Origin of the sequence: Methanobrevibacter millerae, from assembly GCF_001477655.1 — an archaeon.
Classification (GTDB): domain Archaea; phylum Methanobacteriota; class Methanobacteria; order Methanobacteriales; family Methanobacteriaceae; genus Methanocatella; species Methanocatella millerae_A.
The window spans coordinates 2226418-2251504 of sequence record NZ_CP011266.1 but is presented as its reverse complement, the minus strand read 5'-3'; the positions used below and the strand labels follow the sequence as shown (position 1 = coordinate 2251504).

The following is a 25087-nucleotide window of genomic DNA, read 5'->3' as shown; positions in this document are numbered from 1 at the left end:
TTCCTTTCTTGATTTGGTAAAACTTAATGGTATTCTATGCTCTCTTTTCATTAAATCTTAATTTAAAAATTAGTGATTTTTTTAAAATTATGTCTCTGTTAAGTTAATGTCAATATTGCTTTTATCATGTTATTTATGTGGAAAAAAATAAATTTTTAGTAATACTTTTTTGATAAAAAGACAGTATTTTAACTTAAAAACAAAAATCAATAAAAAAAGGTTAATTGATAAAATAAGTTCAATCCTTTAGGATTTACTTAAATGAAGTGATTAGTAGAGTGAATTTACCTAAAGGATTATTTAGTGAACTTTTATTTTATTTGCATTAGCATATATTATATTTAATTTTATGGTATATAAAGCTATTGAAGTAATACTTTTTTGGGTATTTATTAACATTTTTGAATAAAATTTTAAGGAAGTTTTTCACTAAATATGTTGTCTAGATTTACTGTTTTTTATTAAAAATTTTTCTCTACTAGGAATGCTATATGGTCTTTTTCGTAAGGTTCCAGTTTTATTTTTTCAATAATTTTAAAACCTTTTTCTTTCAATTTCTTTTCTTCTTGCTTAAAAATCTTTTTAGGTTTCTGTATAACATCAATACTTCTAGCTTTTATTGTTATCATTCCTAATGCATCATCTTTTGAGAATAAATTCATATTTTTCATAAATAATTCTGTCTGTGTGGGTTGGGCAACATCACAATATAGAAAATCAACTTTTTCAATAATGTTCATATATTCTTTAGGTTTTGTCGCATCTGCGAGTATGGGATAAATATTTGGTCTTTGACGTGACAGTCTAGTTAACTTTTTGGCTGTTACTGGAGAAAATTCAACTGCATAAATTTTCCCATTGTATGCAATATCTGAAATATGTGAAACGGTTGTACCGGTTGATGCACCAAGATATAATATTTTATAGTCATTTTCAATTTTCAAGGAAGATAATCCATTTAAAATAGCAGCAGATAATTTTGACCTTCGAGGATTCCATAATCTATATTCAACATCTTCAGTGATTAGCTCTTCTCCATAAACACTAATTCCTGGTGTCAGGTTTCGTGTTGCTACTTCATCACCTTTTAAAAAAACATCCATTTTCTAATGCCTCCTTCTTTTTTTACCTTTTTTGCGTTTATTTTTCGGTTTTCGTTTCTCTTCTTTTCTTTTTTTAGTAGTTTTAGTTGGAAATGGATTATTTTTTTCTATTTCTTCAACTCTATCACTAAATTCATTAAATATTTCTGGATTAAAATCATGTGTAAAAACATCTTTTCTAACGGCAAGTGATATCCTTCCTGCAAGTAGTCTGGCTATTTTTCCACGATTCCACCATTTTGCACCCCGAACCTGTGGGTGTTGATAGATTAAACCATATTTTGGGGGACGATCTCCACTTTTTAAATGTCTAAACAATGCTTTTTCAGCACCCATGATTTGGACAGTACTTGATGGATAGGTAGCCAGTCTTTTAAGTCCTCCTGCATGGGATATCAATTTAGCTCCAAGTGATGAACCAACAAGCAACTTTAAATTTGGTGCAATTGAATCCATTTTTGAATCGATATAATTTATAATATTTTTCCTTGTTTGTTGAAGTTCATAAATTGATTTGGCATAGTTATTCATTATGTTCAAATCTTCGGGGTTAATGTCATCTTCAATATCTAGCATATCACTAGGAAATGCATCACTTTTAGCGTTAATGATTTCTTCTTTTGTTTTATTTTCATAAATTAATTTAATATAAGTCTCATTATTTTTTATTAAATCCATCTCTGGGAAGTATAGTGCATACCATTCACGAATTCTTTCTATTAATTTAGAAATGGATTCATCAATTTCATCAATGGAATTGATTGCCTGAATTAAATGTTTATCTTCTCCTGCCTGGGCTTTTTTCATTCTGTAAATTGCTAATTTTTGATAGATGTCATTATCAATATCCAAATTATATTCGCTTCTTAAATAATCTCCACCCTGATTAGGATTTTTAACTTTTACCTTGCTATTGGAATAATCTGATGATCGTTTATTTGATTCAATAATTATTGTATCATAATTTGAGGACAATTCTTTAATCAATTCACTTTCTTCTGTTGGAATTTCTTTATTGTCAATTTCAATAAGCTTTTGAAGAATTTCTTCCTCTTTGAATAATTTTTCACCAATCAATTCATTATTTTCATTAAATGCATAAAATCCTTTAATGCTGTAAGTTACATAACATTCCATGTTTTTATGTTATTTTTTTATTTCTAATAAAGATTGGCTTTGAAAAGTTTTAAATTATTTAAAGTTTAATATTTCTATTGATGTCAAAACAAAGTTTTAGAGATTTAAAGGAAACAATTGAATTAAAAGATGCAGAAATAGATGAGCTTACCATGGAACTTGAAAGCAAAAAAGAGGAAATTAACAAATTGAAATTATATTCCACTAAGCTGAAGTATCAAAAGGAAAATCTTGAATATAAATTGGATAATGAAATCAACAATGAAAAAGCTAAGATAAAAGAGCTTGATGATTTGGATAAAAAAATTAAAGAAAAAGAAGATATCATTGATGATAAGCAGGATCAGGTAAAATATCTAAGGTCATTAATTGATGATTATAAAACACAGGTAAAGGAAAATACTGAAAACCTGGAAATCCAGCTTAGAAAAATTTCTAAAACTTATGAAGGATTGCTTGCTCAAAAAGACAAAATTATTGAAAAACAAGATGAAAACATTAATTTGTTGTTAAAAGAAAAAGATGAAATGATGAAATCTAACAAAACAACAATAATCACTTTAAAACGCCAAAATGATAATTATCGTCAATTGCTTGAAAAATATGACAAGTAATTTTCCCATATATTTTTTTTAATATTTTCTTTTCCACTAATTTTAAATTACTTGTTTTATAAAGATTTAATTATAATAAAAATTTTGGTGGAAAATCATGTTAGAAACTGATGTTTGTGGAATTCGTTTTAGAAATCCTTTAATGTTGGCTGCAGGTATCATGGGAAGTACGGCTTCTTCCATGAATTGGATTTTGGAATCCGGTGCTGCAGGTGTTGTTAGTAAATCATTCTCTTTAAAACCACATCCGGGGTATAAAAACCCTACGACAGTTGGTGTTGATGGTGGTATCATTAATGCAATCGGTTTATCAAATCCAGGTGTCGATAATTTTAAAGAAGAATTAAAAGAAATTAATAGGAAAGATAATGTTGTTATTGCATCCATTTATGGTGCTACTCCAGATGAATTCAGCAGTTTAGTAGAACAGATCAATCCTTTGGTTGATATGATTGAGTTAAATATTTCTTGTCCTCATGCTATGGAAGGTTATGGTGCTTCTATTGGTCAAGATTGTAATTTAAGTCATACAATTGTGGCTGCTTCAAAGGATGCTAGTGAAGTTCCTATTATTGCTAAATTAACTCCTAATGTCACTGATATTACAGAAATTGCAAAGACCTGTGAAGATGCTGGTGCTGATGCATTGAGTTTAATCAATACTTTAGGTCCTGGAATGAAAATTAACATAGATCTTGCAAGGCCGGTTTTATTTAATAAATTTGGTGGAATGAGCGGAAAAGCAATTAAGCCGATTGCAATAAGTAATGTTTATTCAGTTTATGAGGCAGTTGACGTGCCTATAATTGGTGTCGGTGGAGTTTATAATTTTGAGGATGTTGTTGAATTTATTTTTGCTGGCGCAAGGGCAGTTCAAATTGGTACTGCTATAATGGATGAAGGCGTTGAAGTTTTCTCAAAAATCAATGCGGACTTGGAAGTATTCATGAAGGATAAAGGTTATTCATCCATTGATGAAATGGTTGGTATTGCTCATGGAGGTGACTGAAATGATTAGAGCACCACAGGCGGTAAAGATTAAGGAAATCATAGATGAAACTCCAACTATTAAAACTTTCAAATTCGACACGGACATTAAAGCGAATCCTGGCGAATTTTTAATGGTTTGGAATGTTAGTGATGAAAAACCAATGTCCATATCCAATATTGGAGATAATGAACTTTCAATTACTGTTAAAAATATTGGAGAGTTTACATCCAAACTACATGAGCTTGAAGTTGGCGATATGATTGGAGTTAGGGGCAGTTATGGTAATGGATTTAAAACAGACTTTAAAGATAAAAAATTATTAGTCATTGGTGGTGGGGTCGGTATGGCTCCGGTAACTGCTTTAACTTATGAATTAATTAAAGATAATGATGTGGATGTTTTGCTTGCCGCAACAACCAAAGATGAATTATTGTTCTTGGATACTTATGAAAGTCTTGATGTTAACTTGCATCCATGTACTGATGACGGGTCATATGGTTTTGAAGGTTATGCCTCAAACTGCCTATTAAGTTTGCTTGAAGATACATCCTATGATTATGCATTTGTTTGCGGGCCTGAGATAATGATGATAGGAATATACAATATCCTTGAAGAAGCAAACATACCTGCCGATTATTCTCTTGAAAGGTATATGAAATGTGCGCTTGGAGTATGTGGTCAGTGCTGTGTAGATAATACTGGTTGGAGAATATGTGTTGAAGGGCCTGTTTTTGACAGTGAACAAATAAAATTAATTGACGAATTTGGAAAATACAGAAGAGATGCATCAGGTGTAAAATATTAATTGTGATACTATGGAAAAAGATTTAAAAGAATATATTACTCCTCCAATAATGTTGGTATTGTTTTTGCTGGCAGTTTCATTGATATTTATATTTCCAGTTTTAAACATGATTATTCTTGGTGCGATTTTGGCTTATGGTATAAGGCCATTAGCCTTAAAAATTCAATCTAAATTAAAAGTCAAATCTATTTCCATATTTATTTCAATGTTTTTAGTTTTAGTACCATTGATTTTGCTTGTGGCATATATTGCATTTGCGATATCTGGCATGTTGAATGATTTTTTCATGTCAAATCCAAATCTGGATATAAACTATGCAATATCTCAGATATCAATGTATATTCCACAAAATCCATTTTTTGATGGAAACAATATTGTTCCGGCTATTGGTGATGGTGCAAAATATGTGCTTAATTATCTGGTTTCTAAATTAGGGTCTTTTGCAAACATTACTCTAGATTTATTTATATTGATATGTTCAGTTTATTATTTTGTTCAAGATGGTGATAAATGTTTTAATTTCATTAAGTCTTTTGTTCCTGATGAGCAAATTGATTTTTTCGAAAGAACTGTTAAATCTGTAGAAAATGTCCTAAAAAGTATTTTTTATGGTCACTTTTTAACATCAGTAATTATTGGAATTTTTGCTGCCATAGGTTATTCTCTATTGGGTTATCCTTATGGGATATTTTTAGGTGTAATAACGGGAATTTTACAATTAATTCCTATATTTGGGCCATGGCCAATCTATTGGGCTTTAGCTATTATAGATGCTATGAACGGCAATTATCCAAGAGTAGTTGTTGTTTTGCTGTTTGGATTTTTCTTAAGTTGGGTGGACATGTACATAAGACCTGCGATTTCCTCACATCATGCAGATATACATCCGTTGATTCTTCTGGTAGGATTTTTATCCGGACCTTTGGTTTATGGGATAGTGGGTTTCATAGTGGGGCCGCTAATACTTGGTATTACATTTACAGTTTTGGATAGTTTTAGAAAGGAATTGAAGGAGTCTAAATAATGGAAAGGGAAGTAGTTATTTTAGATATTGACTATATATCATATGAAGATAAGCCTGTAATTCGTTTATTTTCAAAAGATGGTGATAAAAATGTCATTTTAATAGATGACTCATTTGTACCTTATTTGTATGTATATAGTAATGACCCTGATGAGTGCATTGATGATTTGGATGAATTATTGGATAATGTCAAGATAGAAAAATTAAATAAAAAAGATTTCCAAATAGAAAAAACATTCATTAAGGTAACATTTACTCATCCTCAGGAGCTATCCAAACACAGAGATGAAATAAGGGATTTGGATAGTGTAGTGCAAATCAGGGAATTTGATATTCCATTTTACAGGAGATATCTGATGGATCGTGATGTCATACCTATGACTAAAGTAAAGGCGTCCGGTGAAAAGTTAGATTCATTTTCTGCTCTTGACAGTGAAAAACATGATGTTGAAATAATAAAATTGGATAAAGCATTGCAAAGAGTTGATGAAAATTTTAATGATTTTAGAATTCTTAGCTTTGACTTGGAGGTTAGAAATCCTCATGGAATGCCTGATTCTCAGGAAGATGAAATAATCATGATTGGTGTTGCAAGTAACTTTGGGATAAACCAGGTAATTTCAACAAAGAAAAACTCTCCTGAAAGGGATGATTTTGTATGTCAGGTATCATCAGAAAAAGAAATGATACAAACATTTGCAGATATCATAAAAGAAAACAATGTGGATATTATTGTCGGATATAACTCAGATAACTTTGATTTTCCCTATTTAATTGACAGAGCAAAAATAAATGATGTAGATTTGGATTTGGGAATGGATGGCTCTGATATACGATTTATTAAAAGAGGATTTACAAATGCAGCATCAATGAAAGGTTTAATTCATGTAGATTTATACTTGGTAATGAGGAGATACATGACTCTGGAGAGATATACCTTGGAAAGAGTCTACTATGAACTATTCGGTGAAGAAAAAATTGATGTTCCCGGAGAAAGGATATGGGAATTCTGGGATAATGGTGGTGAAGAATTGGATAATCTATTTGATTATTCTCTGGATGATGTCGTATCAACTTTAAAAATTGCAGAGCAGACTTTACCTCTTAACTTAGAATTGACTCGTATTATTGGCCAGCCTTTATTTGATGTAAGTCGTATGGCAACCGGCCAGCAAGCAGAATGGTTTTTAGTAAAACAGGCATATTTTGATGAGGAGGTTGTGCCGAATAAGCAGGGTTCAAATTTCACCGACCGTGCAAATGCTGAAGATAACGAAGGAGGTTTTGTTCTTGAACCTGACAAGGGGTTGCATGAAAACTTGGTGCAATTTGATTTCAGGAGCCTGTATCCAAGCATAATCATTTCTAAAAACATTTCTCCGGATGTTTTGGTTGAAGATGATGTTGAGGATTCTGGGGAATATAATGTATCTCCAGAACATGATTTGAAATTCATGAAAACACCACAGGGTTTTATTCCATCAGTTATAGATAAGATACTGCAGGAACGCTTTAGGATAAAGCGAGAAATGAAGGCATGTGATGATCCAACTGAGAAAAAGGCATTGGATGTACAGCAACAAGCTATTAAAAGACTTGCAAATACAATGTATGGTATTTATGGATTTCCGCGTTTCAGGTGGTATTCATTTGAATGTGCAAAAGCCATTACTTCTTGGGGAAGACAGTATATTAAGTATGCAATGAAAGAATCTGAAAAATATGGATTTAAAGCTATTTATGCTGATACTGATGGTTTTTATGCGAAATATGTGAAAAAATAATTATAAAAAAGTAAAAAAGAATTATTGCAATTCTTTTCTTATGTCATTGCCTGCAACGACAAGCAATATTGAAAATGCTAAAATTATTGGACTAAATCCGATAATGATGAAGTTTAATATTGCAATGGCAATATAAATTTTCCAAAGCATTTTATCATTTTCATATTTGGTTGATAGGAAATATATGGTTCCGGCAAAAATAAAGTACATTACGTCCCCAAATATTAACACTATTATGCTAGTTCCTCTTTGGGCTAACGCAAGAGCTCCTTCATTATTGTTAAGTGCAAAAGTCACTATTATTAACAGAGCCCCTATGATTAAATATCCATAGGAAACTATTTTCGCCAGATTTCTTCCTTTTACTCTATATTCAAACATTTTAGTTAATCTTCAAGATAAGAATCTATATCAATATCTAAATCATCACAGATTCCTTTTAGTTGTTCGTATAATTTAGCATCAATTTCAATTCCATTTTCTTCAGCTTCAGCAATTCTTTTTACTTCTAAATCTCCTGGAATTGCAACAGTTTCACCGGTTGCTCTTACTTGAGATACAAAGTCTTCAGTATTTGCTACAAAATCACCGAAGTCCCCAAATTTTGATGGATCTATTGCTATGTATAAATCTCCTTTGGTACAATCTTTTGTTGGTGAAGCAGTACCTGTAACGCCTGTACCATAACCTGCCTGTACTAATGGTCCTGTTAATATTTCAACCATCAATGCAAGAGCATATCCTTTAAATCCACCAAATGGTAAAATTGACCCTCCATCAAGTGCAGCTTCAGGATCAGTTGTTGGATTTCCATCTTTATCTAAAGCCCAACCTTCAGGTAAATCTAATCCTTTTCTTCTTGATTCAATAATTTTTCCACGTGCAGTAACTGATGTAGCCATATCTACAGTAATATATGTTTCTGAAGGAATACCGATTGCTATAGGATTTGTACCAATTAGTGCTTCTTTTCCACCTAATGGTGCAATAGCCGGATCAGTATTTGCAATAACCATTCCAATAACATTTTCTCTTAATGCTAAATCAGAGTAAAATCCAGTTACTCCAAAGTGATTTGTATTGTGAACTCCAACACAACCAATACCTACTTCTTTTGCTTTTTTAATAGCAATTTGCATTGCTTTATAGGATACTGCTTGTCCAAATCCACTGTTACCATTGATTAATGCAATAGCAGGAGTTTCTTTTTCAATAGTAATATTGTCTTCTAAGTTGATGGTTCCTGCTTCAATACTAATCAAATATTGTGGGAATCTTCCAAGTCCGTGGGATGTAAATCCTTTTAAATCCGCATCGATTGTAGCTTCTGCTACTAACTCGCAATCTTCTTCACTTGCTCCTAATTTTTTCAATATTTCTTTTACAAGAGCAATTTCGTTATCCTTCATTATCTTCATATTTACCCTCCTAATACTCAATTGTTGAGCCTTCGAAAGCTTTTACAACAATTTTTTCATCATCAGTTACCTTACCAATAATTTGGCATTGGCAGTATTCTTTTAAGGTATCCATTATTTTTTCAGCTTCGTCTTCTTCAGCGATAACGACAAAACCTATTCCCATATTGAATACTTTATACATTTCTTTAATGTCAACATTCTGTTCATAAATTAATTTGAATATTTCTGGTGTTTCAGGTAAGTCAGTAATTTCATAACCTACTCCCTTTTTCAAACGTCTGAGGTTTGTGAATCCACCACCAGTAATGTGAGCTAATCCATTAATATTATATTCTTTTTCGAATAATGCTACAATAGGTTTAACATATAGTTCAGTTGGCCTAATTAATTCTTCGCCGATAGTAGTTTCACCATTAGGCATTTTATCATCAATAGTCAATCCTGCATCTTCAAAAATTGCTTTTCTAGCTAAACTGTATCCATTTGAGTGAAGACCATTACTGTTAATACCGATTAAAACATTTCCCGGTTCGATATCTGCACCGCTTATGATTTTATCTATATCAACAAATCCTATACCAGTTCCAGCCAAATCAAAATCTTTAATAATTCCTGGAAGTGAAGCGGTTTCTCCACCAATAATTGCTATATTTGATTCATTAGCTCCTTTAACAAGACCTTCTGCGATTTCAGCTGCTCTTTGAGGATCAGGTTTTTCAACAGCAAGGTAATCTACTAAAGCTATTGGTTCAGCACCAACACATAAAATATCGTTTACAACCATTGCAATACAGTCAATTCCCACAGTATCGTATTTGTTTAACATTTCAGCTATTAAAATTTTACTTCCAACACCGTCGGTACTCATTGCAATACCTTTATTACCTAATTTAACTAAAGCAGCATAATGGCCGCTATCAGTAATTATATCTCTACATTCTAATGTTGATTGGAGTTTTTCTGCTATTTGTGAAACAGTTTTTGCCTCTAAATCAATATCAACACCAGATTCTGAATAAGTAACCATATATTCACCATTGCATTTTTTTATAAAAAATTAATTTATATTATTTAAATATTTGTATTAATTAGTATATAATTTTTATTAATGAATTCTAACACAGTCTAAATTAATTGGAGTCCTTGTTTCAATTTTATAACTTCTATGGATTGATGAAGCTAAGTCAACAGCTTTTTTAGGGTCTCCGTGACAAGTAATGACTTTTTCAGGTCTTGGATTAAGTCTTTTGACATATTCCATTAATTGTCTTCTGTTAGAGTGACCACTGAATCCATGTATGGTTTTGGTTTCCATATTAACATGGAATTCTTTAGTTCTTCCATCATCATCTTCAAGAGGTACGTCTTTTCTTCCTTTTTGGATTCTTCTACCTAAAGATCCTTCGGATTGGTATCCCACAAAGATTAATGTGTTTCTTTCATCTTCACATAACCATTTGAAGTATTCAACTGAATTACCTCCAGTCAACATACCTGAAGTTGATAAAATGATTGCTGGTTGAGGACTCTCAACAATATCCTTTCTTTGATTGTAGTTTTGTACTTTTTTAAACATATCTGAGACAAACGGATTTCTTCCCATGTGGAAAATTTGGTCTCTTAAATCTTTACTCAAGTATTCTGGTCTGGCTGTGTGGATTGCAGTAGCTTCCCAAATCATACCGTCAATGTAAATAGGAACTTCATCTATCATTCCATGTCTCATGTATTCTTCAAGAACTACCATTAGCTCTTGTGCTCTTCCCACTGCAAATACCGGTACCAATACTTTTCCTCCACGTTTTAAAGTTTTATAGATGGTTTTCATCATTTCTTTTTCTGCAGAGTTTCTTGATGGTTGAACATCTTCCCTACCACCATAGGTACTTTCCATAATTACAGTTTCTGCTCTTGGGAATCTGATTGTTGCAGGTTCAAGTAATCTTGATGGTTCATATTTAAAGTCCCCTGTATAGACAAGGTTATGTGCACCGTCACCAATGTGCATATGGGAAATTGCTGAACCTAAAATGTGTCCTGCATTGTGTAATGTTAATCTAATATCTGGGGAGATATCAGTAACTTCTCCATAATCAAGTGTAATGGTATTTTTAATTGCTTTGTGAATGTGCTTTACATTGAAAGGTAAGGGATTTCCTTCTCTTTGAGCAATATCAATGTGGTCTAATTGCAGTAATGTAGTCAAATCTCTTGTTGGGGTTGTACAATATACCGGTCCTTCATATCCGTAGTGATAAAGGTATGGTACAAATCCACAATGGTCCAAGTGAGCGTGAGAAATAATGACTGCATCCAATTCTTCTATTGAAAATTCTGGTGCATTCAAATATGGAAATGCGGTTTTATTATCTGGTGCAGCCACATTAACACCACAATCTAATAATACACGACTATTTGGTGTTTGTAAAAGCATAGATGAACGTCCTACTTCTTTAAATCCTCCCATAGAAGTTACTCTAGCCCAATCATTAGGATATTTGCTTCCCTGGTGAATTTGACGTCCAAGTCTTTGTAATAATTTTTTTCTGTCTTTACTGCTGTTTTTCAATGTAGTTCTTATTTTTCCAATAACATCTGAACTAATTGGTGGAGTTCTTAAAATTTTAGGTGCCCAACCAGTATTTTTAACAATATTTCTTGAAGTAGCCCCATATTTACCAATAACAAGTCCTGGTTTTTTAGCAGTAATTACAACTTCACCAGTTACAGTGTCAAAGTAGATGTCTGTAATTTCAGCACCTTCGGGAACAATTTCGTGTATTTTGTTAATAGTTTCTTCAGGGCCAAGTAAAGCACTTTTGTCAGATCTAATAATAATTCTCTTTCTGAGTTCTTTAGCAAGTGAACGTACTAGATCACCGTTTTCAGTAATAACTTGTGGATTTTTTGTATAAACTACCACTTCAGGTCCTTCAAATTCAACTTTTGTAACCTGTGTATCTTTAGGTAATTTAGCCAAAATTTCTTTTTTAATTTCATCTAAAATGTCTGAAGTCATATAATCCCTTCAAAAAAAGTTTAGTGTAATAAAATAGTCTGTGAAAAGCTTTTAGCTATAATTAGTCAAACTTCACAAACTATGTACACTGATTTATATAAAAAATAGTTAGTTTATGAAAAATTAGTTATCGCTTATATTTTTTCAAGAATCTCATTAATTTTTTCATTATCTAACATTTCAAAGCCGTCTTTATCTACTTTAGCGACCAAATATCCATTACCTGAGAATGTGTCACGTTCAGCAGCGGCTCTTATAGCTCTTATGGCTATTTCAATTCCTTCATCAGTTGTAAGATCATCGCGGAATCTGTCTTCTAAAACACCGTATGCTACAATAGAACCAGATCCGGTTGATATGTAAGTATCTTCAATCATACCACCAGCTGGGTCGAGTGAGTAAAGTGAAGGTTTATCTCCATCCATACCACCGAGTAATGTTTGAACATACATTGGTCCGGAACGTAATATGTTAGCAGTCAAGGATGCTGCAGCTTTAACGCTAATTGCATCGTCGTTTCTCATTTGATAAAGTGAAACTTCCGCTTCAATTATTTTCATTAGACTTTGTGCATCTCCAACAGAACCAGCTATGGTTGTTACGATGTGATCATCAATTTTAAATATTTTTTCTGCGACTTTATGAGCTACTAAGTTACCCATACTAGCTCTTCTTTCGCTTGCAAATACAACACCATCTTTACAGGTTATACCTACGGTTGTTGTACCTTCTAAAATTTTGTCATCCATTTAAAAACACCTCTATAAGTATTTAAAATATAATTTCAACTACTTTTAGGTTATCGTCAATAAAATATTATTTAATTTTATTTAAAATCAGAATCAATATGTCAGTTTAAACTAACAATTAATTATTAGCCATTCTAAGTATATAAAGTTTTCTTAATGTTTGTAATTAAATTATAATTTTTCATAAATATTTTTAAATAGTTTCATATCTAAAAATAATAATGCTTTTGTTTATTGATAATTTAGGGATTTTCAATGAAATATAAAAAAATAGGAGATATATTAATTTTAAATGATGATTCAGACAATCTTGAAGAATTGGCTGAAAAACATAATGTTAAAACAATCATGAAAATTGACCATATTCAAGGCACAAAAAGAGAACCTGTTTATAAAATTTTGTTCGGCAGCGAAACTGAAACAATTAACAAGGAAAATAAATGCCTGTTTAAATTGGATTTATCAAAAGTGATGTGGTCTAAGGGTAATGTCAATGAACGCTTAAGAATTGCTAAATTAGTTCGGGATAATGAAACTGTTCTGGACATGTTTGCTGGAATTGGATATTTTTCCATACCTATCGGTGTTCATTCAAATGCCCGAAAAGTAATTTCTATTGAAATAAATCCTAATTCTTATTATTATTTGTGCGAAAATGTCAAATTAAATAAATGTGATAATATTACTCCTGTATTAGGTGACTGTTTGGTTGAAACTCCGAAATATAATGCTGATCGTATTTTGATGGGGTATGTTAAAACTACACATCATTATCTTAAAGTCGCTGTAAACAGTTTGAATAAGGGAGGAATTATCCATTATCATGAAACAGTTCCTGAAAAGCTATTGGAAACAAGACCAATTTCACGCATAAAGCAGGCAGCCGGCGATAGGGATGTTGAACTTTTAAAAATAAATAAAATTAAGAAATATGCTCCTGGTGTGGAGCATGTAGTTATTGATGCTTTAATAGATTAGTTGATTTTTCTAAAAGAGTATCATTTAACCATTCATCATTTATATATTTCTCATAAATACATAATCTTTCCACTAAATTAAAACCAGCATCTTCTGTTAATTCAGTTAAAACATCTAATGTTGGCCATGGGGAAGTTGGATTTACATAATCCTGACTTACCGGTGATACTCCGCCCCAGTCATCAGCACCACATAATAAAAAGATTTGTGCAGTATCATAATTTAAGTTTGGCGGGACTTGAATGCTAACATCAGTATCTGAAAATAATAATGTTGCAGCAGTTACTGTACGAATCATGTCCAATAGGCTTGGTTCTGGCCAATCGCACATTTCAATATTTGGAGTTGATGTGAAATTTTGGATAATTATTTCCTGAATATGTCCGTATTTATCAAAGATTTCTCTGATTTTAAATAATGATTCAACAATTTCTTCTTTAGTCTCACCAATACCAATCAATATTCCAGTAGTATATGGGATTTTTAATTTTCCTGCATTGCTAATTGTATCTAATCGGAGTTCCGGATTTTTACCAGGACTTTTTTTATGGGCAGGCAGTTGCATTAATCGTTTTGATGAATTTTCAAGCATTAGCCCCATTGATGCATTAACTTCCTTAAGTTTTTTCAATGCATCATAAGAAAAGTTTCCTCCGTTTGAATGTGGAAGCAAATTTGTTTCATCTAAAGTCATTTTGCAGATATCATAAGTATAGTCAACTATATTGTCATAGCCAAATTCATTCAATCTTTTTAAAACAGCTTCATTTTCATCAGCATCTTCACCGAATGTAAATAATGCTTCCTTACACCCATACTTTTCAGCTATTTTTAAATCATTGAGAACTTCATCTTTTGTTTTTAGAATGATGGCTTCCGGGTCATCAGGATTTTTTTTAAAATTGCAATATCCACAATCGTTTCTACATATTTCAGTCAGTGGAATAAAAATATTTTTAGAATAAGTAATAAGATTATTCTTTCGATATTGTTTTGCTTCAGCCATAAATTTTATAATGTCTGAACCTTTTGCATTCAATACAGAAAGAATATCTTTTTTTGAATAATTAATCATTTTTCACTCTTCTTTTTCAGAAACAGTTACTTCAACATATAATGGCGGAAGTTCATTTTTATCTTCCCAAATTGCGATAATAACATCAAAACTAGGAAGTTCATAAACTTTATAAGCAACTACTAATCCCATTGATTCCAATTCTTTTTTTACTCTTGTAAAACCTCTAAAATCAATATCTCCAGTAGCCACTTCACTTTCTTTTATATGTTTGTCGCCTGATTTTAAGATTTGTTCTATTTTGTCGGATGTTGCAGGAACTTCAACACCCCCAATTTCTTTTCCAATCTCTGAAATTTTATCTTCGAGCTCATTGATTGGTAAGATTTTTCTTGATCTGCTTCTAACAATTAATATTTTATCATTATCTATTGCTGGAGCAGATCCTTTAAATGAGTCAAAAAAACCCATCACACTTCCTGCTATTTCATATTTCTTTTGCATCGCACCAAGACCTTACATGTTCAATTCTTTTTTCAATTCGCCCATTGTAGTTACTTTTTCTGCAAATGCATTATGTCTGTGAATACTTTCTTGGTTTTCTTGACGTGAAGTAATTAATGTGTCGTCAGGCAAATCAGAGTATTTCTCTGCAATCATTTCCATCATGTTTCTAACACAATCTTCAACAAAAACAGGTTTTCTATGTGCATTCATAACAGTTGCATTTTCATCAGGTCTTTTAAGAAGTTCGCATACAGGTGAGGACATTGATTTTTCGATGATTTCTATGATGTCTTCTCCTTTTACTTCCCATCCTTCAGGCACTTCAATTAATAAAGTTCCAATTCCCCTTTGGTTGTGGGATGCAAAAGTTACTGTATCAAGCACTTTTTGTGTAGTTTCCTCATCTAAAAATTCTAATAATTTATTCTTATCGGATTCTCTAACAGACTCTTGAGCACATGGACAAACTGTCATTCCTATTAACTCTGCACCTATGCTTTTTCTGATTTCCACGTTTCCTTTTTCATCTCTTAACCCAACAGCTTTTGCTTTAAGATTTGCCATTTCCTGAGTTTCATGTTTTGTTACAGGAGACTCACGCATGAACATGTAGTCAGTAGTCATGGAAATTTCAACACGTCTTGCATATTCGTGTTTGTCCATCATTTTTTCAACTATACGAGCACATAATGATTCTACACCAACACCTTTATCTTTGGATATGCCGTCTAAGACTTCACTGATAGCTTCAGGATTTCTTGACATATGCACTCCTTTTTGATTATTTGGTAAATCAACGAATGCATCAAATGTTGGTAATAGAATTATAGGCCTTTTATTTGGTCTTTCAAGTTGCAAGAGTTTTTTAACGCCGGTTACTCCTACTCTAGTTAGTTTTATAGGAATATTTGGGGCATCATCTTGCGTATCTGGTAAACAAATTGCCAATTTCATAACCTCTAATTAATATTTGATAATAACTATATTGTTTTCAATATATTTAAACTTGATAGTATTATTTTAACTAAAAAATAGTTATTTTTTTAGACAAAAATTTAGTTTTTTTAAATATTTGATTAGACAGTTAATTGTGATGTTCAAAATTTCTTAAAAAAAATATAATTTTGTTAATGGTGCGGGTAATAAATAGAATAGTACAGTAGAAAATCTACTGTATTATAATATGTTTGATGAACCCATGTCCTCTTTGATTACATCAAGAACGGTTTGGGTGTATGTTCTTTCTATAATTGGATCTTTAAGTAATTCTTTAATAAATGAGTTTAATTCATTTGTATTTCTAAATTTAGCAATCAGAAAAGCATCATATTCTCCAGTAACATCATAGATTCCCACAACATTTTTATTGAAGAATGTTTTCTCTTCCCAATTTTTGAGTTTTCCTCCTTTAACTCTTACTCCAATAATGGTTGTCAATACAAATCCTAATTTTTCATGATCGATTACTGGTGAGAATTTTTTAATTACTCCAGTTTTAACCATTTTGTCAATACGGTTGTGGATAGTACCAACAGATACATCTAAATCTCTGGATATTTGCCTGTAAGATGTTCTAACATCTTTGTTGATGATTTTTAATATTTTAATATCAGTATCATCTAGCTTTACTATGTTATCTTTTTCCTTAACCATAATTTTCTCCTCCTTATACAATTAAAAATATAATTATATATTATCATTTTATATTATGCATTATTTAAATATTATGTATTTTTTTATATACTGTTTTATTTTTTATTTAAATTTTTTTATGTTAATATTTTATAATTCTATTTTTTCTTTTTTCTTATTATTTTTTATTTATGTTTAATTATTTTAATGATTGTTTATTCACTTTCTAATTTTTTTAAAATATTTTTTATTTTATTTATTGGAGCATTTGTTTTAATTCCTATTGGGCTAAAATGTGTTTTTTCACATTCAAACCCATTGTTTCTTATTTCATCAAAAATCAAATCTAATTTTGGTGCACTTATTTTTAAAGATCTGCAAATGCTGTGAACATCATAAAAAGTTGCAGGAGATTCAGATTCTATCAAACATGCATTTAATAATTTTAATAATTGATTTTGACTATTTAATTTTTTATTTTCAGATTCTTTTATCATTTTTGATATGAAGTCTTTATTTTGAATTTCGCCAAGCCATAATGGTCCTGCCTGAATTAGTTTTTCACCGCATTCCGGACAAGTGTCTGGAATTGATGTGGCTAATCCTTTATTACATTCTCTGTATAAACATTCCTTACAATGGCTGATGTATCCAATATTTTTCAATGATTCATCACTTCTTTTTGAACCTTTTTTAACTTTCAGATATAATCTCATATAATGTTCAGTACTGTGTGACAATAAGACTTCAATGCATTTTGCATATTTTGATAATGTCAATGCACAAAAACCTGCAAGGATCCTAATCCCTGTTTCATGACAATATTCACTTTTATATGGCTTGGAATTATATTTGCGAATGCATGGTTCTTTATATGTTCCGCATAATGCGGATGTATCTGTAGCAGTCACACATAGTAATGATTCTCTTCTAGCACAATAGCCCGCTGAATCTAAAAATGGTGATGGGGTTCCAAATGGATCTATATCAATCACATCAAATTTACCACGATTTTGCCTTAAAAACATGCTTGCATCGTGATTGTGTATTGAAATATCTTCAAGATTATTCAAATTAACATTGTGCTGTTCAAATTCATTAGCAAGTTCGCTTATGTCGTTTATTGATACATGTCCAACACCATCAATTTCATTTTTATAACGAACACCACGTATTCCGCTTCCGCCGAATAAATCACAGATATCTATTTCTCTGTTCTGTTCTTTTTGGAATGTTTGGAGTGCTAAAATAGATATGTCTCTATTCAACTCCATATGTGGATTATAAAAAACTGGTGCGTCTGATGAAACTTTTTCATATTCAGGAAATTCAATTTTTGTCAATCCTTCTTCTATTGTTTTAAGTTTATAATCGTCCAAGTTAATCACTTTAAATCTTAATTACTAATATTTTAAATATTATTAAATTTAAATATTAGTATAGTTTAAAAAGGTGATATTGTGTCAGATATTAAAGTTCCCATAGCAAAACCGATAATTGGACAAGAAGAAATAGATAATGTAGTTGAGGTTTTGAAATCTGGAATGATTGCTCAAGGACCAAAAGTTTCAGAATTTGAAAAAGAATTTTCATCATGGGTTGGTGCAGATTATGGTGTTGCAACTAACTCCGGTACTGCAGCATTGCATGTTGCTTTATTGGCTGCAGGAATTGGTGATGGTGATGAGGTAATTACCACTCCATTTACTTTCATTGCAAGTGGAAATTCAATTGTTTACACTGGAGCAAAACCGGTCTTCGGTGACATTGATTTAAAAACATATACATTAGACCCGGAAAGCATTGAATCATTAATAACTGATAAAACAAAAGCCATAATGCCGGTACAGTTGTATGGTCAATCTGCAGAAATGGATGCAATCTGTGATATTGCACAGGATCATGATTTGATTGTAATTGAAGATGCAGCTCAGGCACATGGTGCAACATATAACGGAAAAAAGGTAGGCAGTTTAGCTGATATGGCATGTTTCAGTTTTTATCCAACTAAAAACATGACCACTTCCGAAGGTGGTATGATTACTACAGATAATGAGGAATTCGTTGAGGAAGCACATATATTCAGAGCTCATGGGTCTCGTGTAAAATACCATCATGACGATATTGGCTACAACTTTAGAATGACTGATATTTCTGCAGCTATTGGACTTGCACAATTAAATGTAATTGATGAATTCAACAAAAAAAGGGCCGAAAATGCAGCATATCTGAATGAAGGCTTAGCCGATGTCGATGGAGTTATCACCCCTTATGCAAGAGAAGGTTCAATACATGTATATCACCAATACACAATACGTGTTGAAAAAGGAAACAGGGATGATTGGATTGATATTTTAACTGAAGAAGGAATAGGCACTGGCGTTCACTATCCTATACCATTATACAATCAACCAATCTATCAAAAATTAGGATTCACTGGAAATTGTCCTAATGCCGAAAAAGTTGCTAACAGTGTAATTTCCTTGCCTGTGCATCCATCATTGACTAGTGATGATTTGGATTTAGTAATTGAAGCGGTTAAAACTGCTTCTAAAAAAATGGATTAAAAGTCATAATTTGACTTTTAGTCTAACATATCTTCTACTGTTTTTATTTTAGCATCTAAAGTTCTATTTTCCATATCTCTTCTGTCATCAACTTTTATTACTGTATAAACTCTTCCGACTCCCACTTCAAAAACTGCTTCCTGGGCTTTAGCTATCACGTCATACAAATCTTTTAAGTTTTCAGCCTCAATTTGGGTGCCCATGCCAGTTAATTGACAGTTTAGTCCAGAATCTTTTACTACTTGCACTGCAGCAGTTACATAGTCTTTACATTCTGTTGAATTACATCCAACAGGCAATATTGCAAAATCACAAGTTATCATATTATCACTTCAAAAAATTATTTATTAATTTAATTATAAATCATTTGTCATGGCAAAATTTGACAATGATGAATTTAATGAAATGATTTTTACTAGAATCAATAATCTGATTAGAGATTATGAATTAATTAAGGAAAATGAAATGATTGCTGTTGCATTATCAGGTGGAAAAGATAGTGTTTTAACATTACATGCTCTAAAAAGATATCAGGAATTTTTAGATTTTGATTTGGTAGCTATAAGTGTAGATGAAGGGATAAAAGGTTATAGATCCCATGGAATTGATGCTGCAGTTAATAACGCTAAGGATTTGGGTGTTGAATTAATTCAAAAATCATTTTATGAAGAAGAAGGTTTTACATTAGATGATATATATTCTGATTTTAAAAGTGCATGTATTCCTTGTGGTGTCTTTAGAAGAAATATTTTAAATAAAACCGCATATGATGTAGGTGCTGATAAAATTGCTACTGGCCATAATTTGGATGATGAAATCCAATCATTTTTGATGAGTTTTGCCAGAGGTGATACTATAAAATTTTCTAAATTTGGACCGGAACTTGATGTTATCCATCCTAAACTTGTTCCACGAATTAAACCGTTATGGAATACTCCAGAAAAAGATGTTGGATTATGGGCAGTTCTAAATAATATTGATATTCATCTTGAAGAATGTCCCTATTCCCATTTATCATTAAGAGCAAAAATTAAAGAATTTTTAAATGTCAATGAAGATAAATATCCTGGTTTAAAAAATAATATAATGGAATCATTTAAAAAGATTCTAGTCTTTGAAAATGATATTTCCACTAACTTAAATGAATGTGAAATTTGCGGCGAGCCAACTTCATCCAATATTTGTAAGGCCTGTGAGATAAAAGAGCTAGTTTCTCATGATTGCGAAAGCCATGTATGCGATGAATAATGCTACAAGTATAAATCCTTCTTTTTTATCATATTTATCTTGTGTTTTACCAAATATGAAGAATAATATTGTAACTCCAAGCATTAATGCGATATCTACTATCATATTCGGATTTATTGTGATTGGGCTTATTATGCTACTTGCACCAAGTACAAATAGAATATTGAAGATGTTTGAACCAATCACATTCCCTATGATTAATTGATTTTCTTCTTTCTTTAAAGCAGTAAGTGAAGTAACAAGTTCTGGTAAAGAGGTACCTATAGCAACAATAGTTAAACCTACCAATGTTTCACTCATTCCGAATGCAATTGCTATATATGATGCACTGTCAACTACAAAATCCGCACCGATTATGATACCTGCCACACCACCAACAATGTAGATTATACTTCTTAAAAGACTCATTTTTGGTTTTTCAACAATTTGTGCTTCTTTGGTGTTTTTAGCACTATAAACAAGATATGAAACATATCCAATGATTAATAAGAATAATATGATTCCTTCAACTCTTGAAATGCTCCATCCAATAATGATGAATCCAGATAATATTGCGGTTATCACAACAAGAAATGGCAAATCCTTGTTTAATACATCACGACCAATTTTAAGTTCTCTTAGAAGTGCACATAAACCTATAATCAGCATCATGTTGAATAGGTTACTCCCTATAACGTTACTTACTGCTAATGCATTATTTCCTGAAAGTGATGAGGTAATACTGACTGCAGCTTCGGGTGCGCTTGTACCAAAAGCAACAATAGTAAGACCTACAATTAGTGTAGGAATTTTTAATATTGATGCAATATTACTTGATCCGTCAACAAAAAAGTCTGATCCTTTAATCAAAAGTACAAATCCAACAATCAATAAAATAAACTGTATTCCAATTCCAATAAAATCCATATTATTTTTCCTCTTCTGTTGTTGTATAATCTTTACCTAAATCAGTTACAAGAATTTTGTCGATTTGATGTCCATCTAAATCAACAATTTCAAAGCAGAATCTTTCCCATTGGTATTTGTCATTAACATCAGGTACAGTACCGCTGATACTTAAAATAAAACCTGCAAGAGTAGTATATCCATCTTCTTCTTCATCTGGAAATGACTCTTCAATTTCAAATAATTCTTTAAATTTATCAATGCTGAATCTACCGTCAATTAACCATGTATTTTCATCCCTTTTGGTAGCAATCGGATCATCATCTTCATCAATGCCAGGTATGTCTCCAACAATCCCTTCAAGCAAATCGTTTAATGTAATCAATCCTTCAACACTACCGAATTCATCAACGACAAGGGACATATGCACATATTCCTGGTTTTCTTTAAATTCTCTTAGAAGTTCCAATGTTTCTAAATGTTCGGATACTACTAACGGCTCTTTAACGATAGCGTTAATATCAAAATCTTTATCACTAAACATTAAAGAAAGAATATCTTTTGCCTGAACAACTCCAATAAAATCATCTAGCTCTCCAGAAGCTATTGGGAAAATGGATCTTTTACTTTCAATGATTTTAACTTTATTGATATCTCTTGAATCTTCCAAATCAATCCAAATAATTTCATTACGTGGAGTCATGATGGATTCAACTTTCTGGTCATCAAGTTTGAAAACCCTTTTAATGATATCTTCTTCCTCTTGTTCAATGGTTCCATCTTCTCTTCCTTCTTTAATCATTAATTCGATTTCTTCTTCTGTAACGGTATCATCATTTCTATTTTCAATTCTCATTAACCATAAAAGAAAACTGCTTGATTTTGCAAGAATAAAACTAACTGGCTTTGATATTTTAGAGAGAATAATCATACTTTTTGCAACTTTGAGAGAAACTCTTTCAGGATTATTTAAAGCAATTACTTTAGGTACAATTTCTCCAACAACCAATGTCAAATATGTTGTAACCACTACGACGATTATAACACTTATCGGTCCGTTGTATGGTACAAATGAAATAAGTTTGGCTAAAGGTTCGGCAAGTGTTACTCCACCAAAAGCCCCAGTTAATACACCAATGAGTGAAATTCCAATTTGAACAGTTGATAAAAATTCATTCGGATCTTCGAGCAAATCCAAAACTATTTGTGCATTTTCATTACCTTCATCGATGTATTTTTGCATTTTTGCTTTTCTAACCGACACAACAGCAAGCTCTGCCATTGATAAATATCCTGTAAGTATTATTAAAATTAAAATTATTACTATTTCTAATATTGTTCCAGCCATTTTTAACAGACCTTAAATTATAAATCACTGGCTTTAATAAAACCAGTGTTTCCATATATTTCGTCCTGCATTTTCTGGACTGCATAGGAAGCTTCTTCTCTTGTTTCTACTTTTTTAAATATTCTTCGACCTTTAACTTTTAGTGTTTTTCCACATACACATTTTCTGGTCGCAACACCTTCCTTTGCATATAAAACTCTTCCACAGTCACAACGAAATATATAATACATATTATTATTCCTTAAAATTTAGTATATAATGATTATTTTTATAAGTATAAAAAACTTTTTATTAAATTATAATTTAGTTAAAAAAATTGAAAATTTATGGAGATTATCCACCGAATATCTGCATAAATAGTGGAATGAATACTTGTGATGGCAAAATAACCAATGTTGCTATACTGACTGCAAGGTTTGTTCCAATAACAACAAGCAAAACTCTAAAAATATTATTGTTCCATAAATCTCTGAAACCATCAAAGTGTGCTAAATTCTTAATGTCTCTTTGCCTTACTTTTCTGTATTTTGCTTCAGTCAATCCTGAAAACCATCCTGCTGCAAGAAGCGGGTGGATAATAGTTAATGGAGCAACCAATCCTCCGACAATTGCTGACTGGATTTTTGATCCGGATAATATTGAACCTAAAAATCCCATAAGCATACTAATTCCAATAAATTGGTAAATATTATACGTAATATTTATCCCATTAAGAAATGCCAGAAAAAATATCACAACAAACAAAATTGGTATTAGCGCAAGTATTATTTTTGTCCATGGGATTCCTTTTTTATCTATTATTTTATTCAGTTCTTCAAGTGGTGGTATTGTTTCAGGATTGTCAAGGTATCTGTTAATACCTGGCTGATGGCCTGCACCTACAACAGCCACTACTTTATCTTCAGGGATTCTCAAAAGGCTTCCTGCGAGATAAGCATCCCTTTCATGAACTAATACTTCATATATTCCTGGTGCTTCATCTTTAAACATTTCAAGCAAATCATCAAGTTTATCGGGATTTTTTAACTCTTCAATATCGATTTCTTCATCATCGGTATCTGTAGTCAACAATCCAATTAAAAATTTAATTTTATCAATAAAAGACATTCTATTTAATGCACGTTCCAATGTTGTATTGATATTACGGTCAATCAAAGCTAGTGGTATTCCTAAATCCTCTGCGGCTTCAATTGCACCAACCATTTCTGAACCTGGGGCAACGTCCACTTCCTCACCTATTTTTGATTGGAAATAACTAAGCACTGTTGTCACTAAAAATAATCCCACTTTGTTTTCTTTAATTATTTTTGTAACTGAAATACTGTCGTCTTCTTCTATTCCCATCATTGAGTTTTTAAGCTTGGTATATCTTGCTAAATCAAGTTCAATTGCCACTCTGTCCGGTTGAATCTCATAAATCTTATCTTTTACTTCTTCAACACTTTCAGCAGATACGTGGGCCGTACCAATAATTGTTAAACATTCACGTCTCATTAATATAACACTCTTAAAAAATTAAATATAAATGTAATTTATCAATTACAATTATTTAAACTTAATCTTATTTATACTATTACCCTTATATAACCCAACATTTTTAGTTGAATTTTGGCATAATGCATAGCTTATGTCATTTTCATATCCAAGATTTTTCAGCTTGTGTCCTGATGTTGAATCAAAAAATGCATCTCTAACCAGATTAGGATTCCTGCTTGCCAATATGGCGGATTTTGCATATTCATCTATTTCGCAGTCACTGCATTTTTTTGATATTTGGTGAATTATCTCTCCTGCAGCCAAATAATCTTCAATTGCAAATTTTCCCCAAACTCCTGCCATGACCAGGTCGATATGATCTTTTGCTAATTTGATACTTGCCTCGGCCACAGCTTCGGCATTATTCAAGCATCCTATCAATACTTGGGAATTCATATTTTCAAGTATTCTGGTGCCGTTGCTTGTGGTCAATATCAATATTTTTGAGTCACTTTTAAAGTTTAAGATTGCATTTGGTGAATTTCCAATATCGAAACCTTCAACTTTGGCTCCTTTACGTTCGCCTGCAATAACTCCTCCTGTTTCTTTTTTAAGTTTAAATGCATCTTCTGGGGTAAAACAAGGGATGATTTGATTAAATTTATCTAAAGCAGTAGTTATGGTGGTACTTGCACGCAAAACATCAATCATTATTGAAACATCTCTGCTTATACTTTCCTCAAAACTTAGTGTTACTTTCATAGTTTACTATATATTAATGTGC

26 protein-coding genes are annotated in these 25087 nt (G+C 31.7%); 8 read left to right on the top strand and 18 right to left on the bottom strand.

Features of this window, described 5'->3' with window-relative positions:
* Window positions 1–461: 461 nt before the first annotated feature.
* Both SM9_RS10160 and SM9_RS10155 read right to left on the bottom strand, forming a co-directional pair.
* Window positions 462–1103 (bottom strand): fibrillarin-like rRNA/tRNA 2'-O-methyltransferase, encoded by a 642-nt coding sequence (locus tag SM9_RS10160; protein ID WP_058740030.1) that lies wholly within the window; start codon window positions 1101–1103, stop codon window positions 462–464.
* Window positions 1104–1106: 3 nt separating this feature from the next.
* Entirely contained in the window at window positions 1107–2240 is a 1134-nt protein-coding gene (locus SM9_RS10155) for an NOP5/NOP56 family protein (RefSeq protein WP_058740029.1), read from the bottom strand.
* Between the two features lie 80 nt (window positions 2241–2320).
* Here SM9_RS10155 and SM9_RS10150 point away from each other — a divergent pair, with 80 nt between their 5' ends.
* The 5 genes from SM9_RS10150 to SM9_RS10130 all read left to right on the top strand — a co-directional run bounded on the left by SM9_RS10150 (window position 2321) and on the right by SM9_RS10130 (window position 7458).
* A complete protein-coding gene (locus tag SM9_RS10150) occupies window positions 2321–2854 on the top strand; it encodes a hypothetical protein (protein WP_058740028.1) in 534 nt (177 codons plus the stop codon).
* A gap of 97 nt (window positions 2855–2951) precedes the next feature.
* Window positions 2952–3863, top strand: a complete 912-nt coding sequence (locus SM9_RS10145) for a dihydroorotate dehydrogenase (RefSeq protein WP_058740027.1) — start codon at window positions 2952–2954, stop codon at window positions 3861–3863.
* A gap of 1 nt (window position 3864) precedes the next feature.
* Window positions 3865–4650, top strand: a complete 786-nt coding sequence (locus tag SM9_RS10140; protein WP_058740026.1) for a dihydroorotate dehydrogenase electron transfer subunit — start codon at window positions 3865–3867, stop codon at window positions 4648–4650.
* 10 nt (window positions 4651–4660) lie between these two features.
* Complete coding sequence (locus tag SM9_RS10135; protein WP_058740025.1) at window positions 4661–5674, top strand: AI-2E family transporter; 1014 nt, start codon at window positions 4661–4663, stop codon at window positions 5672–5674.
* Window positions 5674–7458 carry a DNA-directed DNA polymerase gene (locus SM9_RS10130; protein WP_058740024.1) on the top strand — a complete coding sequence of 595 codons (1785 nt, stop codon included), beginning with the start codon at window positions 5674–5676 and terminating at the stop codon, window positions 7456–7458. Before SM9_RS10135 ends, SM9_RS10130 begins: the two co-directional genes overlap by 1 nt.
* A 21-nt stretch (window positions 7459–7479) precedes the next feature.
* Here SM9_RS10130 and SM9_RS10125 read toward each other — a convergent pair whose 3' ends face one another.
* From SM9_RS10125 to psmB, 5 genes are all read right to left on the bottom strand, one after another.
* Window positions 7480–7755, bottom strand: a complete 276-nt coding sequence (locus tag SM9_RS10125) for a hypothetical protein (RefSeq protein WP_232299126.1) — start codon at window positions 7753–7755, stop codon at window positions 7480–7482.
* 89 nt (window positions 7756–7844) lie between these two features.
* Window positions 7845–8876, bottom strand: coding sequence for an L-sulfolactate dehydrogenase (gene comC, locus SM9_RS10120; protein ID WP_058740022.1), 1032 nt, complete (start codon window positions 8874–8876; stop codon window positions 7845–7847).
* Between the two features lie 10 nt (window positions 8877–8886).
* Window positions 8887–9906 (bottom strand): phosphoribosylformylglycinamidine cyclo-ligase, encoded by a 1020-nt coding sequence (purM, locus tag SM9_RS10115; protein WP_058740021.1) that lies wholly within the window; start codon window positions 9904–9906, stop codon window positions 8887–8889.
* A 78-nt stretch (window positions 9907–9984) separates the two neighbouring features.
* Window positions 9985–11898, bottom strand: a complete 1914-nt coding sequence (locus tag SM9_RS10110) for a beta-CASP ribonuclease aCPSF1 (protein ID WP_058740020.1) — start codon at window positions 11896–11898, stop codon at window positions 9985–9987.
* Window positions 11899–12032: 134 nt separating this feature from the next.
* Window positions 12033–12647 (bottom strand): archaeal proteasome endopeptidase complex subunit beta, encoded by a 615-nt coding sequence (gene psmB, locus SM9_RS10105; protein ID WP_058740019.1) that lies wholly within the window; start codon window positions 12645–12647, stop codon window positions 12033–12035.
* Between the two features lie 255 nt (window positions 12648–12902).
* Between psmB and SM9_RS10100 the strand changes: the two genes are divergently transcribed.
* Window positions 12903–13625 carry a class I SAM-dependent methyltransferase gene (locus SM9_RS10100; RefSeq protein WP_058740018.1) on the top strand — a complete coding sequence of 241 codons (723 nt, stop codon included), beginning with the start codon at window positions 12903–12905 and terminating at the stop codon, window positions 13623–13625.
* On the opposite strand, the gene cofG is transcribed toward SM9_RS10100, so the two are convergent.
* From cofG to SM9_RS10075, 5 genes are all read right to left on the bottom strand, one after another.
* A complete protein-coding gene (gene cofG / locus SM9_RS10095; RefSeq protein ID WP_058740017.1) occupies window positions 13603–14700 on the bottom strand; it encodes a 7,8-didemethyl-8-hydroxy-5-deazariboflavin synthase subunit CofG in 1098 nt (365 codons plus the stop codon). The genes SM9_RS10100 and cofG overlap by 23 nt on opposite strands.
* Window positions 14701–14703: 3 nt before the next feature.
* Entirely contained in the window at window positions 14704–15144 is a 441-nt protein-coding gene (locus SM9_RS10090) for a DUF2120 family protein (protein WP_058740016.1), read from the bottom strand.
* A 12-nt stretch (window positions 15145–15156) separates the two neighbouring features.
* On the bottom strand, window positions 15157–16095 hold the full coding sequence (gene mptA, locus SM9_RS10085; protein WP_058740354.1) for a GTP cyclohydrolase MptA: 939 nt from the start codon (window positions 16093–16095) through the stop codon (window positions 15157–15159).
* A 228-nt stretch (window positions 16096–16323) separates the two neighbouring features.
* A complete protein-coding gene (locus SM9_RS10080; protein ID WP_058740015.1) occupies window positions 16324–16800 on the bottom strand; it encodes an Lrp/AsnC family transcriptional regulator in 477 nt (158 codons plus the stop codon).
* A gap of 194 nt (window positions 16801–16994) precedes the next feature.
* On the bottom strand, window positions 16995–18158 hold the full coding sequence (locus SM9_RS10075) for a tRNA (guanine(10)-N(2))-dimethyltransferase (protein WP_058740014.1): 1164 nt from the start codon (window positions 18156–18158) through the stop codon (window positions 16995–16997).
* Between the two features lie 81 nt (window positions 18159–18239).
* Between SM9_RS10075 and SM9_RS10070 the strand changes: the two genes are divergently transcribed.
* Window positions 18240–19346 (top strand): DegT/DnrJ/EryC1/StrS family aminotransferase, encoded by a 1107-nt coding sequence (locus SM9_RS10070; RefSeq protein WP_058740013.1) that lies wholly within the window; start codon window positions 18240–18242, stop codon window positions 19344–19346.
* Window positions 19347–19363: 17 nt separating this feature from the next.
* Here the strand turns inward: SM9_RS10070 and SM9_RS10065 are convergent, their stop codons facing one another.
* Entirely contained in the window at window positions 19364–19669 is a 306-nt protein-coding gene (locus tag SM9_RS10065) for an MTH1187 family thiamine-binding protein (protein ID WP_058740012.1), read from the bottom strand.
* 49 nt (window positions 19670–19718) lie between these two features.
* Between SM9_RS10065 and SM9_RS10060 the strand changes: the two genes are divergently transcribed.
* Window positions 19719–20594: a TIGR00269 family protein gene (locus SM9_RS10060; protein WP_058740011.1), complete on the top strand. Its 876-nt coding sequence runs from the start codon at window positions 19719–19721 to the stop codon at window positions 20592–20594.
* On the opposite strand, the gene SM9_RS10055 is transcribed toward SM9_RS10060, so the two are convergent.
* From SM9_RS10055 to comB, 5 genes are all read right to left on the bottom strand, one after another.
* A complete protein-coding gene (locus tag SM9_RS10055) occupies window positions 20553–21500 on the bottom strand; it encodes a calcium/sodium antiporter (RefSeq protein ID WP_058740010.1) in 948 nt (315 codons plus the stop codon). The two genes, SM9_RS10060 and SM9_RS10055, sit on opposite strands and share 42 nt — an antisense overlap.
* A gap of 1 nt (window position 21501) precedes the next feature.
* Complete coding sequence (locus tag SM9_RS10050; RefSeq protein ID WP_058740009.1) at window positions 21502–22827, bottom strand: hemolysin family protein; 1326 nt, start codon at window positions 22825–22827, stop codon at window positions 21502–21504.
* 17 nt (window positions 22828–22844) lie between these two features.
* On the bottom strand, window positions 22845–23057 hold the full coding sequence (locus SM9_RS10045; RefSeq protein WP_058740008.1) for a DUF1922 domain-containing protein: 213 nt from the start codon (window positions 23055–23057) through the stop codon (window positions 22845–22847).
* Window positions 23058–23160: 103 nt separating this feature from the next.
* Window positions 23161–24321, bottom strand: coding sequence for a TraB/GumN family protein (locus SM9_RS10040; RefSeq protein WP_058740007.1), 1161 nt, complete (start codon window positions 24319–24321; stop codon window positions 23161–23163).
* A 51-nt stretch (window positions 24322–24372) separates the two neighbouring features.
* The gene (gene comB, locus SM9_RS10035) at window positions 24373–25065 is read right to left on the bottom strand and encodes a 2-phosphosulfolactate phosphatase (RefSeq protein WP_058740006.1); all 693 of its coding nucleotides are present in this window, start codon (window positions 25063–25065) and stop codon (window positions 24373–24375) included.
* Window positions 25066–25087: the final 22 nt, after the last annotated feature.